Origin of the sequence: Shinella sp. AETb1-6 (assembly GCF_009826875.1) — a bacterium.
In the GTDB taxonomy this organism is placed as follows: domain Bacteria; phylum Pseudomonadota; class Alphaproteobacteria; order Rhizobiales; family Rhizobiaceae; genus Shinella; species Shinella sumterensis.
This window is the reverse complement of the sequence record NZ_WUMM01000008.1, coordinates 226,569-240,334: the sequence shown is the minus strand read 5'-3', so window position 1 is coordinate 240,334 and position 13,766 is coordinate 226,569. Positions and strand designations below refer to the sequence as shown.

The window sequence follows — 13,766 nt, the reverse complement described above, 5'->3', positions numbered from 1 at the left end:
CTCCCCGGTGGGGAGAAGGAAACAGGAAACGTTTGCGATTTTCCCCTTCTCCCCACCGGGGAGAAGGGGCCGGCAGGCGGATGAGGGGGGATAGTGGCATATGCAGGCGTCATCACCACACCGTCTCCGCCACGCCCGTAAACCCCGTCATCCGCAGTTCCCTCACCCCGTCGAGCCCGAGCGGCTGGTGCGTTGCGGCGATCGCGATGCCGCCGCGCGACAGATGGGCCGTCACCAGCCCGGCGAACATGCTTTCGGCCGCCACGTCCAGCGCAGCCGTCGGCTCGTCGAGGATCCAGACCGGGCGCCAGGCGACGAGCAGCTTGGCCATCGCCATGCGGCGCTGCTGGCCGGCGGAGAGCGTGCCGAAGGGCAGATGCACGATGCCGCCAAGTCCCACCCTGTCGGCCGCCTCATCGACGGACAGGCCCGCGCCGCCGGCGAAATCCCCGAGGAAGGCTTTCCAGAAGGTGAGGTTCTCGTCGACGGTCAGTTCGCGCTTCATGGCGTTGCGGTGGCCGAGATAATGGGCGGCCTCGGCAAGACGCTCCACCGGTTGCGCTGCAGCAAGAAGCCGCGCCGTGCCGGCCTCGGCGGCCAGCAATCCGGCCAGCACGCGCAGGAGCGTCGACTTGCCCGAGCCGTTCGCACCCGTGACGACAAGCGCTTCGCCGCCGGCGATCTCGAAGGAAATATCCCGGAAAATCAGGTCTTCGCCGCGCCTGGCGCTCAATCCTTCGGCGACGAGCCGCATGGTGCTTCACTTTCCCTTTACGACCCGGGTCGCAATGCAAAAAATTGTGCCGTTTTACCGTTCGGCGCTCTGGATCGTTCCTTAGAAATTATCTATAACGCCCGCAACACGCCAGCGGTCGGCGTGAATATCATCCAAGCGCCGAACACGGGAATGATTTCCGCGTACGGACAGCGGAAATGACCGCACCCGCATCCCATTCGCGCTCAACGCGCACGGGCGTTCGTACGTCAGATTTCTGGCGCCAGACGAGACGGGGTATCAAGTGTCCAAATCCCTAGACAGTTTCAATTGTCGTTCGGTCCTCACGGTCAACGGCAAAGACTACGTATATTACAGCCTGCCCAAGGCTGAAGCGAACGGCCTCGCCGGCATCTCCAAGCTGCCCTACTCCATGAAGGTGCTCTTGGAAAACCTGCTGCGCTTCGAGGACGGCCGCTCGGTCACCAAGGAGCAGATCCTCTCCGTCGTCGAATGGCTCAAGAACAAGGGCACCGTCGAAAACGAGATCGCCTATCGCCCGGCGCGCGTTCTGATGCAGGACTTCACCGGCGTTCCCGCCGTCGTCGACCTTGCCGCCATGCGCGACGCGATGGTTTCGCTCGGCGGTGATCCGGAAAAGATCAACCCGCTCGTTCCCGTCGACCTCGTCATCGACCACTCCGTCATCGTCGACGAATTCGGCACGCCGACCGCCTTTGCCCGCAACGTCGAGCTCGAATACGAGCGCAACGGCGAGCGCTACCGCTTCCTCAAGTGGGGTCAGCAGGCCTTCAAGAACTTCCGCGTCGTTCCTCCGGGCACGGGTATCTGTCACCAGGTCAATCTGGAATATCTGGGCCAGACGGTCTGGACCAAGGAAGAAGACGGCGAGACCATCGCCTACCCGGATACCTGCGTGGGCACCGACAGCCACACGACCATGATCAACGGTCTCGGCGTCCTGGGCTGGGGCGTGGGCGGCATCGAAGCCGAAGCCGCCATGCTCGGCCAGCCGGTCTCCATGCTGCTGCCCGAGGTCATCGGCTTCAAGCTGACCGGCAAGCTCAAGGAAGGCGTCACCGCGACCGACCTCGTGCTGATGGTCGTGCAGATGCTGCGCAAGAAGGGCGTGGTCTCCAAGTTCGTCGAATTCTTCGGCCCCGGCCTCGACAACATGACGCTCGCCGACCGCGCGACGATCGGCAATATGGGCCCGGAATACGGCGCGACCTGCGGCTTCTTCCCGGTCGACAGCGAAACCGTCAACTACCTCACCATGTCCGGCCGCGAAGAGCAGCGCATCGCACTCGTCGAAGCCTATTCGAAGGCCCAGGGCATGTGGCGTGACGGCGACGGCGCCGACCTCGTCTTCACCGACACGCTCGAACTCGACCTCGGCGACGTCGTTCCGGCCATGGCCGGCCCGAAGCGTCCGGAAGGCCGCATCCCGCTCGAGAACATCGCATCGGGCTTCGCCACGGCACTTGAGAACGACTACAAGAAGCCCGGCCAGCTCTCCACCCGCTACGCGGTCGAAGGCACCGACTACGATCTCGGCCATGGCGACGTCGCCATCGCGGCCATCACGTCGTGCACCAACACGTCCAACCCGTCGGTCCTCATCGCCGCCGGCCTGCTCGCCCGCAACGCCGTCGCCAAGGGCCTGAAGACCAAGCCCTGGGTCAAGACGTCGCTGGCACCGGGATCGCAGGTGGTGGGCGAATACCTCGCCAAGTCCGGCCTCCAGGCCGATCTCGACAAGCTCGGCTTCAACCTCGTCGGCTTCGGCTGCACGACCTGCATCGGCAATTCCGGCCCACTGCCGGCGCCGATCTCCAAGACGATCAACGACAAGGGCCTGATCGCCGCCGGCGTTCTCTCCGGCAACCGCAACTTCGAAGGCCGCATCTCGCCGGACGTGCAGGCGAACTACCTCGCCTCCCCGCCGCTCGTCGTGGCCTACGCCCTTGCCGGCACGGTCCAGAAGGACCTGACGACGGAACCGCTCGGTGAAGACCAGAACGGCAACCCCGTCTACCTCAAGGACATCTGGCCGACCTCGCAGGAAATCCAGGAATTCATCCTGAAATACGTCACCCGCGCGCTCTATGCCGCGAAGTACGCCGACGTCTTCAAGGGCGACGCCAACTGGCAGGCCGTTCAGGTGCCGGATGGACAGACCTATGCATGGGACGACCAGTCGACCTATGTGCAGAACCCGCCCTACTTCGTGGGCATGGGCAAGACCGGCTCGGGCCTGAAGGACATCAAGGGCGCCCGCGTCCTGGGTCTCTTCGGCGACAAGATCACGACCGACCACATCTCGCCGGCCGGTTCGATCAAGGCGGCCTCGCCTGCCGGTGCCTACCTCACGGAAAACGGCGTCGCCGTCGCCGACTTCAACCAGTACGGCACGCGCCGCGGCAACCATGAAGTCATGATGCGCGGCACCTTCGCCAATATCCGCATCCGCAACCACATGCTCGGCCCGAACGGCAAGGAAGGTGGCTACACCATCCATTACCCGACGAAGGAAGAGCTTTCGATCTACGATGCGGCCATGAAATACAAGGCCGAGGGCGTTCCGCTCGTCATCTTCGCCGGCGTCGAATACGGCAACGGCTCGTCACGCGACTGGGCGGCAAAGGGCACCAACCTGCTCGGCGTCAAGGCCGTGATCGCCCAGTCCTTCGAGCGCATCCACCGCTCGAACCTCGTCGGCATGGGCGTCGTGCCCTTCGTCTTCGAGGAAGGCACGACCTGGGCTTCGCTCGACCTCAAGGGCGACGAGATCGTCACGATCGAGGGCCTGGAAGGCGACATCAAGCCGCGCGAGAAGAAGATCGCCAAGATCACCTACTCCGACGGCACGGTGAAGGACGTACCGCTGCTTTGCCGCATCGATACGCTCGACGAGGTCATGTACATGAACAACGGCGGCATCCTGCAGACCGTTCTTCGCGACCTCGCCGCCTGAACGATCCGGCGTGAAAGACACGATGCCGGGGCTTTTGCCCCGGCATTTTCCGTTTTCGGGGTGCGTTTCGCCGTTCCGAACGCAAAATCGGTTCATGTTTGCCGGATTTGGCCCCCGAAAATCTCACTCCATCGTGACTTCCTGTTGAAGCCGCAACGGCGTATGACGGGCTCGAAAAGGCCGGCCCGTGCCGGTGCTCCATTGGGAATGATCATGCCGAGACCGCATCTTCCGGAATGTCTGGCGATCCTGCTGACGCTCGCTGCCGGCGCTGCCCATGCGCAGGAGGCCGTCGCGCCCAAGGGTGTGGTCGAACTCTTCACCAGCCAGGGCTGCTCGTCCTGTCCGCCCGCCGACAAGGCGCTGGAAACCCTGGTGCGCGAGGGCGAGGTCGTGGCGCTTGCCTATCACGTCGATTACTGGAACTATCTCGGCTGGGCCGACACGCTCGCCTCCAAGGACAATACCGACCGGCAATATGCCTATGCCCGCATGTTCGGCCGCAACGGCGTCTACACGCCCCAGGCCGTGCTGAACGGCCGCGAGCACCTCAACGGGGCCAATATTTCCGGCATCCGCGACCGCATCAGCGCCCTGTCCACCGAAGGCAAGGGCCTGAAGGTTCCGGTCGACGTGGCTGTGGCGAACGACGAGCTGCGTATCCGCGTCGGCGCCGGCGAAGGCAAGGCCAATATCGTCATCGCCTATTTCGAGCGCGAGCGGACGATCAACATCGACAAGGGCGAAAACCGCGGCAAGACGGTCAACTACTGGCACGCCGTGACCTCGATGGAAACGATCGGCATGTGGGAAGGCAAGGAGACCAATCTCGTGCTTCCGGCCGACATGCTGAAGAAGAAAAAGAAGGCCGGCGGCTGCGCCGTGCTGGTCCAGCGCATGAAGACGGCGGACACGCCCGGCGCCATTCTGGGCGCCACCGTGCTGACGGGCGAAAAGGCTTCGCGATAGGCCTGGAGGGAGGTCCGGCCCGGCTTCCTCGAGGGGCTGGGGCTTGAGGGTTCGAAGAGAGACGGACCGGACCTGGACGAAGCTGCCGGCAACGGAATACAAGGCAGCTCCGAGTGACGCACTCCCCGAAACCTGCTTTGTGCACAAGGCAGCAGGCCGGCGGGAGCGGACAGCGGGACTGTCGTCTCAAATTTGGGCGTCTGTTTGTCTGAAATGCGGCGGGACCGCTTTTTTGCGAAATCGCAGGTCTCGGCGCTTCGGCTTGCATTTCAAGGCCACTCAGGCAAACTGTCACCGTGCCGTCATACAGCAGGTACGGAGATTCGATGACAGATCAGCCGGATTTGCAGGCGTCCAACGTCGTGGTCGACCTCAGGGAATACCGCAGCAGCAAGGATCCGCTGCCGGTCACCTTCGATCGCAGGGAGCTCGACGCAATCCTCTGGGTCTATGGCCGCATGGTCGGCGAGGGTGCCTGGCGCGATTACGCGATCGACCATATGCGCGACCGGGCGGTGTTTTCCATCTTCAAGCGCTCCGGCGAAATGCCGCTCTACCGCATCGAGAAGGACCCCAAGCTCGCCGCCAAGCAGGGGGCCTACAGCGTCATCAACCAGCACGGCACGATCCTGAAGCGCGGCCACGAGTTGAAGCAGGTGCTCAAGGTCTTCGACAAGGTGCTGCGTCTCGTCGAGACCTAGAGCTTTTCCGGTGAACTCCGGTTCACTGGAAAAGCTCTAGGTTCCTGTTTTTACCGCATTATCCGACGCCGAAGCGACTTCGCTTCGGCTGGAAATGCTCTAGGCAGCGCCCCGGGATTTCACCACCGCGTTTTCATGCCATCGTGCCCGGGTAATCCGTCGCCGACGGTTCCGTCTCCGCGCCGTCGCCGAGCGCGCGCTGCATGAACACCGTATCCAGCCAGCGGCCGTGCTTGAAGCCCGTCGCCTTCATGTGGCCGCTGTGCGCAAAACCTGCGGCGGCGTGAACGGCGATGGAGGCGGGATGCGCCCCGCCGATGACGGCCACCATCTGGCGGAAGCCGAGCGCCGTGCACCGGCGGATGAGCTCCGCCAGAAGCGCGCGGCCGACGCCCTTGCCGCGTGCTTCCGGCGCCAGATAGACGGAATCCTCGACAAGCCAGCGATAGGCCGGGCGCGTACGGAAGGCGGAGGCATAGGCATAGCCCAGAATGAGGCCGGTCTGCTCCACCGCCACGATATAGGGATAGCCCTTGCCGGTGATCGCCGCAAAGCGCGCCGCCATCTCGTCGGGCGACGGCGGATCGATCTCGTAGCTCGCCACGCCGTTCAGCACGGATTCGCGGTAGATCTCGGTGAAGGCGGCGATGTCGCCGGAAACGGCGGTGCGGATGATGAAGTTCATGGGCGCCGGCAGCTGTTGAACGGTTCGATGCCTTTTGCGTCCGCGCCGGGCAGAAATCAAGACGAAGTCGGGGGTGAGGTTAACCCTCACCCCCGAACCGGTTCATTGCTTTATGGCTCCGCCGCGGGCGATCAGGCGCCGTAGACGATGAGGAGGTCCTTGGCGTCGATCTGGTCACCGGCCTTGACCAGCACCTCGGAGATCGTGCCGTCCTTTTCGGCATGCAGCGCCGTTTCCATTTTCATCGCCTCGATGGAGAGCAGCACGTCGCCGGCCTTGACGGCCTGGCCGGCCGAAACGGAGACCGTCGAGATGACGCCCGGCATTGGCGCGCCGAGATGGGCGGCATTGCCGTTGTCGGCCTTGCGGCGTACGGCGGACGAGGCGGCGCGGTTGCGGTCCGGCACCTTGATGAGGCGCGGCTGGCCGTTCAGCTCGAAGAACACCTTCACCATGCCCTGCGCATCCGGCTCGCTCGTCGCCTGGTGCAGGATGACGAGCGACTTGCCCTTCTCGATCTCGGGCTGGAGTTCCTCGCCGGCCGACAGGCCGTAGAAGTAGGCCGGCGTCGGCAGCACGCTGACGGGGCCGTACAGGTCGGCGGCCAGCGCATAGTCGGTGAAGACCTTCGGATACATCAGGTAGGAGGCGAATTCGAAATCGTCGACCTTGCGCTCCAGCTTCTCCTCGATCGCCGTACGCTCGGCATCGAGATCGGCCGGCGGCAGGAGCGAGCCGGGCACCTCGGTATAGGCCGCCTCGCCCTTCAGCGCCTTCTTCTGCAGGCCTTCCGGCCAGCCGCCCGGAGGCTGGCCGAGATCGCCGCGCAGCATCGAGACGACCGATTCCGGGAAGGCGATGTCCTTGGCCGGGTTCTCGACATCGGCGACGGTGAGATCCTGGCTGACCATCATCAGCGCCATGTCGCCCACCACCTTGGAGGACGGCGTGACCTTGACGATATCGCCGAACATCTGGTTGGCGTCGGCATAGGCCTGGGCGACCTTGTGCCACTTGGTCTCAAGGCCGAGCGAACGGGCCTGTTCCTTGAGGTTGGTGAACTGGCCGCCCGGCATTTCATGCAGGTAGACTTCGGAGGCCGGCCCCTTGAGGTCGCTTTCGAAGGCGGCGTACTGGAAGCGCACAGCCTCCCAGTAGAAGGAGATGCGGCGGATCCATTCGGGATCGAGGCCCGGATCGCGCTCCGACCCCTTCAGCGCCTCGACGATGGAGCCGAGGCAGGGCTGCGAGGTGTTGCCGGAGAGGGCATCCATCGCCGCATCGACCACGTCGACGCCGGATTCGACGGCCGCCAGCACCGTGGCGGCCGCAATGCCCGACGTATCGTGCGTGTGGAAATGGATGGGCAGGTCGGTCGCCTCGCGCAGCGCCTTGAACAGGACGCGCGCGGCCGCGGGCTTCAGGAGACCCGCCATGTCCTTGACCGCGATCATGTGCGCGCCGGCCTTTTCCAGCTCGGCGGCAAGGGCGGTGTAGTATTTCAGGTCGTATTTCGGGCGCGCCGAATTGAGCAGATCGCCGGTGTAGCAGATCGCCGCCTCGCAGATGCGGTTCTCTTCGACGACCGCATCCATCGAGACGCGCATGTTGTCGACCCAGTTCAGGCAGTCGAACACGCGGAACACGTCGATGCCGCCCTTCGCCGCCTGGCGCACGAAGTACTTCACGACATTGTCCGGGTAATTCTTGTAGCCCACGCCGTTGGCGCCGCGCAGCAGCATCTGCAACAGCAGGTTCGGCGCATCCTCGCGGATGCGGGCAAGACGGTCCCACGGGTCTTCCGTCAGGAAGCGCATGGAGACGTCGAAGGTCGCCCCGCCCCAGCATTCCAGCGAGAAGAGCTGCGGCAGCGCGCGCGCATAGGTGCCGGCGACGCGGGCGATATCATGGGTGCGCATGCGGGTGGCGAGCAGCGACTGGTGGCCGTCGCGCATCGTCGTGTCCGTCATGAGCACGCGCTTTTCGCCGCGCACCCATTCGGCGAACTTCTTCGGGCCGAGTTCGTCGAGCTTCTGCTTGGTGCCGGCGACGATGTCGCCCTCGATGAAGGGCACGACGGGCTTCGCGGCATCCGCCGGCGGCTTCGGCCGGCCCTTCGCCTCGGGATGCCCGTTGACCGTGACATCGGCGAGATAGGTGAGCAGCTTGGTGGCGCGGTCCTGGCGCTTCACCTGCTGGAACAGCTCCGGCGTCGTGTCGATGAAGCGGGTCGTATAGGTGTTGTTGCGGAAGGCCTCGTGGCTGATGATCGCCTCGAGGAAGGTGAGGTTGGTCGCAACCCCGCGGATGCGGAACTCGCGCAGCGCGCGGTCCATGCGGTCGATGGCCTCCACCGGGTTCGGCGCCCAGGCCGTGACCTTCACGAGCAGCGGATCGTAGAAGCGGGTGATGACCGCACCCGGATAGGCCGTGCCGCCGTCGAGGCGGATGCCGAAGCCCGACGCCGAGCGGTAGCCGGTGATGCGGCCATAGTCCGGAATGAAGTTGTGCTCGGGGTCCTCGGTGGTGATGCGGCATTGCAGCGCGTGGCCGTTGAGGCGGATGTCCGCCTGCGCGGGAACGCCGGATGCCGGCGTGCCGATCGCCTCGCCGTCGAGGATGTGGATCTGCGCCTTGACGATATCGATGCCGGTCACGACCTCCGTGACGGTGTGCTCGACCTGGATGCGCGGATTGACCTCGATGAAGTAGAATTTGCCGCTGTCGGCATCCATCAGATACTCGACCGTGCCGGCGCCGATATAGTTCGTCGCCCGGGCGATCTTCAGCGAATAGTCGGCCAGCTCCTGGCGCTGCGCCTCCGAAAGATAGGGAGCGGGCGCGCGCTCCACGACCTTCTGGTTACGGCGCTGGATGGAGCAGTCGCGCTCGAAGAGATGCACGACATTGCCATGCGTATCGCCGAGGATCTGGCTTTCGACATGGCGCGCACGTTCGACGAGCTTTTCCAGATAGACCTCGTCCTTGCCGAAGGCGGCCTTGGCCTCGCGCTTGGCTTCGCGGACCTCGCGGATCAGGTCCTTGGGATCGCGGATGGCGCGCATGCCGCGCCCGCCGCCGCCCCAGGACGCCTTGAGCATGACGGGATAGCCGATCTCCTCGGCGAGGCGGTGGATCTCCGCATCGTCGTCCGGCAGCGGATCGGTGGCGGGCACGACCGGCACGCCGACGGAAATGGCGAGATTGCGCGCGGCGACCTTGTTGCCGAGCTGGCGCATGGTGGCCGGGCGCGGGCCGATGAAGGTGATGCCGGCGGCATCGCAGGCATCGACGAATTCCGGGCTTTCCGACAGAAGGCCGTAACCGGGGTGAATGGCGTCGGCGCCGGAAAGCTTGGCGACGCGGATCACCTCCTCGATCGACAGATAGCTCTCGATCGGGCCGAGATCGCGTGCCAGATGCGGTCCCCGGCCGATCTGGTAGCTCTCGTCCGCCTTGAAACGGTGCAGCGCGAGCTTGTCCTCTTCCGCCCAGATCGCCACCGTTTTTATGCCGAGCTCATTGGCTGCGCGGAACACGCGGATGGCGATTTCGGAACGGTTGGCGACAAGAATCTTGGAAATGGGCAAGTCGGACTCCTCAATGACTTGAAAGCGGGAAATGCTGCACCCGCGAAGAGAATTATTAGCGGCTAATTTGCAAAGTGCAATTTCGGACTCGTCATGAGACGCAAGATTTGCGTCGTCACGAAACGAGCCCCAGCCGGAACGCGATCGCGATGGCATGGTGCCGGTTGCGCGCGCCGAGCTTCTCCTGGATGCCGTTCATGTACCAGTCGACGGTATGACTGGAAATGCCCAGTTCCCGACCGATCTCGGGTGAGGTCATGCCCGCGCCCAGCAGCATCAGCGCCTCCATCTCGCGACGCGTCAGGTCCACGTCGACGACTGCGGAGGAGCGCGCCGCCATCTCCGGATCGATCTCGTGGATCAGCTTCCAGTAGAGGCGTCTTGCGATGCCGTCGAACAGGCTCATCTCGATGCTTTCGAGATCCACCGGCCGCCCGCCCAGGCTGAGGCTGCCCAAGAGGCCGCGCCGGCCGTGAACCGGGAAGATATAGCCGTCCTCCAACCCGTTCTGGCGGGCATCCACCATCATGCGCTCCATGCGCTTGCGGTCGGGACTGGCGCGATAGACATCGAGCGTGTCGCGCCAGCGGAACCCTTCCCGCGCGTGGCCGAGATAGCGGACGGTCGGATCGACCTGCATGTAGCGCTTGCGCACATAGGTCTCCGGCCAGCCCTTCGGCCAGCGGCCGGCCAGAAGCAGCGCGTCGGGCGTGTCCACCGGAAGCGGCACGCGGACGACGGCGTAATAGTCGAAACCATAGAATTCGAGCAGGCGCTGGAACTCGGACGTCGTCTCCGCGTGGCCGCGCATCTCCTCAAGCAGTGCAAGAAACTGCACCAGCAAATTGACTTTCATATACCCCGCGCCCGGAAGCGCCCGCTCAAATTCGAGGAAATGTCCGACCGGTGCCCCCGGTCAGTCATGTCCCATTCATGTTGCCCCACATACAATTGGCAGGATCGAGCGATGAAAATCAATCGGATAAGGACGACACGCCATGCAAAAGAAAGCCATCGTGCACGTTTCAAGTTGCATCATGAGATTCTCACACGCGTGAAGAACTTCTCGCTCGCTCCCGTGTTACCCAATCACAGGAGCGAAGGGATCGAGGTGCTCGCACTGCACCGCACAACAGGTTTTGCCGGAAAGGCCCGAATTCGTGTCTTTGTTTCAGGTTTATGCAAGAGCTCTCAGCTACTTGAGCGTCTACAAGCTGCGCGTCGGCTCGGTCGTTGCCGCCAACGTCGTGCTTGCAGTCATCGCCATTGCCGAACCCATCCTGTTCGGCCGTATCATCGATGCCATCTCCAGCGCTGACGGGCATGTCACGCCCCTGCTGCTGATGTGGGCCGGCTTCGGCCTGTTCAACACCATCGCCTTCGTTCTCGTCGCCCGCGAGGCCGACCGGCTGGCCCATGGCCGCCGCGCGAGCCTGCTGACGGAAGCGTTCGGCCGCATCATCTCCATGCCGCTTGCCTGGCACAGCCAGCGCGGCACCTCCAACGCCCTGCATACGCTGCTGCGCGCCTGCGAAACGCTGTTCGGCCTGTGGCTGGAATTCATGCGCACGCATCTGGCGACGGCCGTCGCGCTCGTCCTGCTCGTGCCCACGGCATTTGCCATGGACTACCGCCTGTCGATGGTCCTGGTCGTGCTCGGCGCGCTCTATGTGCTGATCGGCAAGGTGGTGATGAACCGCACCCGCGAAGGCCAGGCGTCGGTGGAGAACCATTATCACACCGTGTTCTCCCACGTATCGGATTCCATCAGCAACGTCTCGGTGGTGCACAGCTACAACCGTATCGAAGCCGAGACGCGCGAGCTGAAGCGCTTTGCCGAGCGGCTGATCAACGCCCAGTATCCCGTGCTCGACTGGTGGGCGCTGGCGAGTGCGCTCAACCGCATCGCCTCGACCCTCTCCATGATGGTCATCCTCGTCATCGGCACGGTCCTGGTGCAGCGCGGCGAGATCAAGGTGGGCGACGTCATCGCGTTCATCGGCTTTGCCGGCCTGCTGATCGGCCGTCTCGACCAGATGAAGGCTTTCGTCGAACAGATCTTCGAAGCCCGCGCCAAGCTGGAGGACTTCTTCACCCTGGAGGATGCCGTCAAGGATCGCGAGGAACCGAGCGACGCCGGCGACCTCGGCGACGTCAAGGGCAAGGTCGAATACCGCGACATCACCTTCGACTTCGCCAACACCACGCAGGGCGTGCGCAACATCTCGTTCACCGTGGAAGCCGGCCAGACCGTCGCCATCGTCGGCCCGACGGGTGCCGGCAAGACGACGCTCGTCAACCTGCTCCAGCGGGTCTACGAGCCGCAGTCGGGCCAGATCCTCATCGACGGCGTCGATATCTCGAAGGTGACGCGCAAGTCGCTGCGCCGCTCGATCGCCACCGTGTTCCAGGATGCGGGCCTGCTCAACCGCTCGATCTCCGACAATATCCGTCTCGGCCGCGAGGGCGCGACGGACGAGGAGATCATGGCGGCAGCCGAGGCCGCGGCGGCCAACGACTTCATCACGTCGCGCCAGAGCGGTTACGAAACCCATGTCGGCGAGCGCGGCAACCGTCTCTCGGGCGGCGAGCGCCAGCGCATCGCCATTGCCCGCGCGATCCTGAAGAACGCGCCCATCCTCGTGCTCGACGAGGCGACGAGTGCGCTCGACGTGGAAACGGAAGCCCGGGTGAAGGCCGCGATCGACTCGCTGCGCAAGAACCGGACGACCTTCATCATCGCGCACCGCCTCTCCACCGTGCGCGAGGCCGACAAGGTCATCTTCCTCGATCATGGCCGGATCGCCGAGATGGGCACGTTCAACGAGCTCAGCCAGAGCAACGGCCGCTTCGCAGCCCTGCTGCGCGCCAGCGGCATCCTGACGGACGACGACGTGCGCAAGAGCCACACCGCCGCCTGACCGGCGTCAGCGCTTCGGGCCGTCGCGCCCCTTGACCGGCAGGGCTCGCATGCCCTGCCGTTTTGCGTGGTCGGCGATCACATCCGCCTGCCAGTCGAGATAGCGCGCATAGGCGAAATGCAGCCCGATGCCGCCAACCACATAGAGCGTGCCGAAGAACGGGTTCTTTCCCGTCACGAACATCAGCACCTGCCCCACCATGGCCAGGATGGTGCCGAAGATGAAGATGGCCAGCGAATGGCGCCCGATCGCGACGAGCGGATGGGAAAGCGGCAGGGCCGCCCAGTTCGACAGGACCGGGATCGTGGCGATGAGATAGGCGCCGGCCAGCACATGCAGGAGGCGCGTCGCCGACAGGTATGTCTTGTCGAAGCCGGTCAGCACCGCCGGCAGGCCATAAGAGAAGTCGATGTGCCACCAGCCCAGCACGACCCACAGCATCGAGACGGCGAGATAGGTGCCGCTGAGCGCAAACAGCAGCGCATTGCGCGGGATGCCCTTCGACCGTGCCCGCAGCACGCCGACGAAACCGATGACGAAGAGAAACTGCCAGGACAGCGGGTTGAGGAACCACTTGCCGTCATCGAGGAAGTTCGACGGCGCGATGCGCCAGATGCCGGCGCAGAGCCAGATCGTGCCGGAAACCGCGAGCAGCAGGCGCGGCCCGCGCTGATAAAGCCAGAGGAAGCCGGGCAGCATGAGGAACAGCACGGCATACATCGACAGGATGTTGTTGTAGCCGAACTGGTGGCCGAGCAGCACCATGCTGACCACCCCCTGCTCCGTGCGGTCGACGACGGCGCGCAGGTTGATCTCCGACAGGAGATCCGGCCGGCCGAACCACAGGGCCCCGCCCGCGAAGATCGCGAAGGTGATGATGCTGGTCATGATGTGGGCGACATAGAGCGTCAATGCCCGGCGCAGGATGCGCAGCGTGACGGCGAGCCGCGCGCCGACGGCAAAGCGTGATCCATAGGCAAGCCCCACCGACATGCCCGAAATCAGCACAAAGGCCTCGGCGGAATCCGAGAAGCCGAAATTCTTGTGCGTGAGATGTTCCAGATATTGTCCCGGAACGTGATTGACGAAGATCGTCAGGAGGGCGAGGGCCCGGAAGACGTCGAGGCGCGTGTCGCGTTGCCGCGGCACGACGCCCACCGGTCCAGATGTGTCTGTCATGGTACTCT

At 64.2% G+C, this 13,766-nt stretch carries 9 protein-coding genes; 4 read left to right on the top strand and 5 right to left on the bottom strand.

Translation table 11 applies throughout. The features are described from left to right. Positions 1-112: 112 nt before the first annotated feature. Positions 113-754, bottom strand: coding sequence for a heme ABC exporter ATP-binding protein CcmA (ccmA, locus tag GR158_RS16305; protein WP_160871795.1), 642 nt, complete (start codon positions 752-754; stop codon positions 113-115). 265 nt (positions 755-1,019) lie between these two features. Between ccmA and acnA the strand changes: the two genes are divergently transcribed. The 3 genes from acnA to GR158_RS16290 all read left to right on the top strand — a co-directional run bounded on the left by acnA (position 1,020) and on the right by GR158_RS16290 (position 5,383). Beyond that, the gene (acnA, locus tag GR158_RS16300) at positions 1,020-3,713 is read left to right on the top strand and encodes an aconitate hydratase AcnA (RefSeq protein ID WP_160871794.1); all 2,694 of its coding nucleotides are present in this window, start codon (positions 1,020-1,022) and stop codon (positions 3,711-3,713) included. 210 nt (positions 3,714-3,923) lie between these two features. After that, positions 3,924-4,682, top strand: coding sequence for a DUF1223 domain-containing protein (locus GR158_RS16295; RefSeq protein WP_371731717.1), 759 nt, complete (start codon positions 3,924-3,926; stop codon positions 4,680-4,682). A 326-nt stretch (positions 4,683-5,008) separates the two neighbouring features. Next, positions 5,009-5,383 (top strand): DUF2794 domain-containing protein, encoded by a 375-nt coding sequence (locus tag GR158_RS16290; protein ID WP_134648304.1) that lies wholly within the window; start codon positions 5,009-5,011, stop codon positions 5,381-5,383. 133 nt (positions 5,384-5,516) lie between these two features. On the opposite strand, the gene GR158_RS16285 is transcribed toward GR158_RS16290, so the two are convergent. From GR158_RS16285 to GR158_RS16275, 3 genes are all read right to left on the bottom strand, one after another. Next, positions 5,517-6,068 carry a GNAT family N-acetyltransferase gene (locus GR158_RS16285; RefSeq protein ID WP_160871792.1) on the bottom strand — a complete coding sequence of 184 codons (552 nt, stop codon included), beginning with the start codon at positions 6,066-6,068 and terminating at the stop codon, positions 5,517-5,519. Between the two features lie 131 nt (positions 6,069-6,199). After that, positions 6,200-9,658 (bottom strand): pyruvate carboxylase, encoded by a 3,459-nt coding sequence (pyc, locus tag GR158_RS16280; protein WP_134648308.1) that lies wholly within the window; start codon positions 9,656-9,658, stop codon positions 6,200-6,202. Positions 9,659-9,773: 115 nt separating this feature from the next. Then, positions 9,774-10,514, bottom strand: a complete 741-nt coding sequence (locus GR158_RS16275) for an autoinducer binding domain-containing protein (RefSeq protein WP_160871791.1) — start codon at positions 10,512-10,514, stop codon at positions 9,774-9,776. A gap of 304 nt (positions 10,515-10,818) precedes the next feature. Here GR158_RS16275 and GR158_RS16270 point away from each other — a divergent pair, with 304 nt between their 5' ends. Then, positions 10,819-12,579 carry a glucan ABC transporter ATP-binding protein/ permease gene (locus GR158_RS16270; RefSeq protein ID WP_160871790.1) on the top strand — a complete coding sequence of 587 codons (1,761 nt, stop codon included), beginning with the start codon at positions 10,819-10,821 and terminating at the stop codon, positions 12,577-12,579. A 6-nt stretch (positions 12,580-12,585) separates the two neighbouring features. Here the strand turns inward: GR158_RS16270 and GR158_RS16265 are convergent, their stop codons facing one another. Continuing rightward, complete coding sequence (locus GR158_RS16265; protein WP_160871789.1) at positions 12,586-13,758, bottom strand: OpgC family protein; 1,173 nt, start codon at positions 13,756-13,758, stop codon at positions 12,586-12,588. Positions 13,759-13,766: the final 8 nt, after the last annotated feature.

Coding starts and splice junctions, on each gene's coding strand:
- ccmA (WP_160871795.1), bottom strand. CDS start 754: ATGCGGCTCGTCGCCGAAGGATTGAGCGCCAGGCGCGGCGAAGACCTG.
- GR158_RS16290 (WP_134648304.1), top strand. CDS start 5,009: ATGACAGATCAGCCGGATTTGCAGGCGTCCAACGTCGTGGTCGACCTC.
- GR158_RS16285 (WP_160871792.1), bottom strand. CDS start 6,068: ATGAACTTCATCATCCGCACCGCCGTTTCCGGCGACATCGCCGCCTTC.
- GR158_RS16275 (WP_160871791.1), bottom strand. CDS start 10,514: ATGAAAGTCAATTTGCTGGTGCAGTTTCTTGCACTGCTTGAGGAGATG.
- GR158_RS16265 (WP_160871789.1), bottom strand. CDS start 13,758: ATGACAGACACATCTGGACCGGTGGGCGTCGTGCCGCGGCAACGCGAC.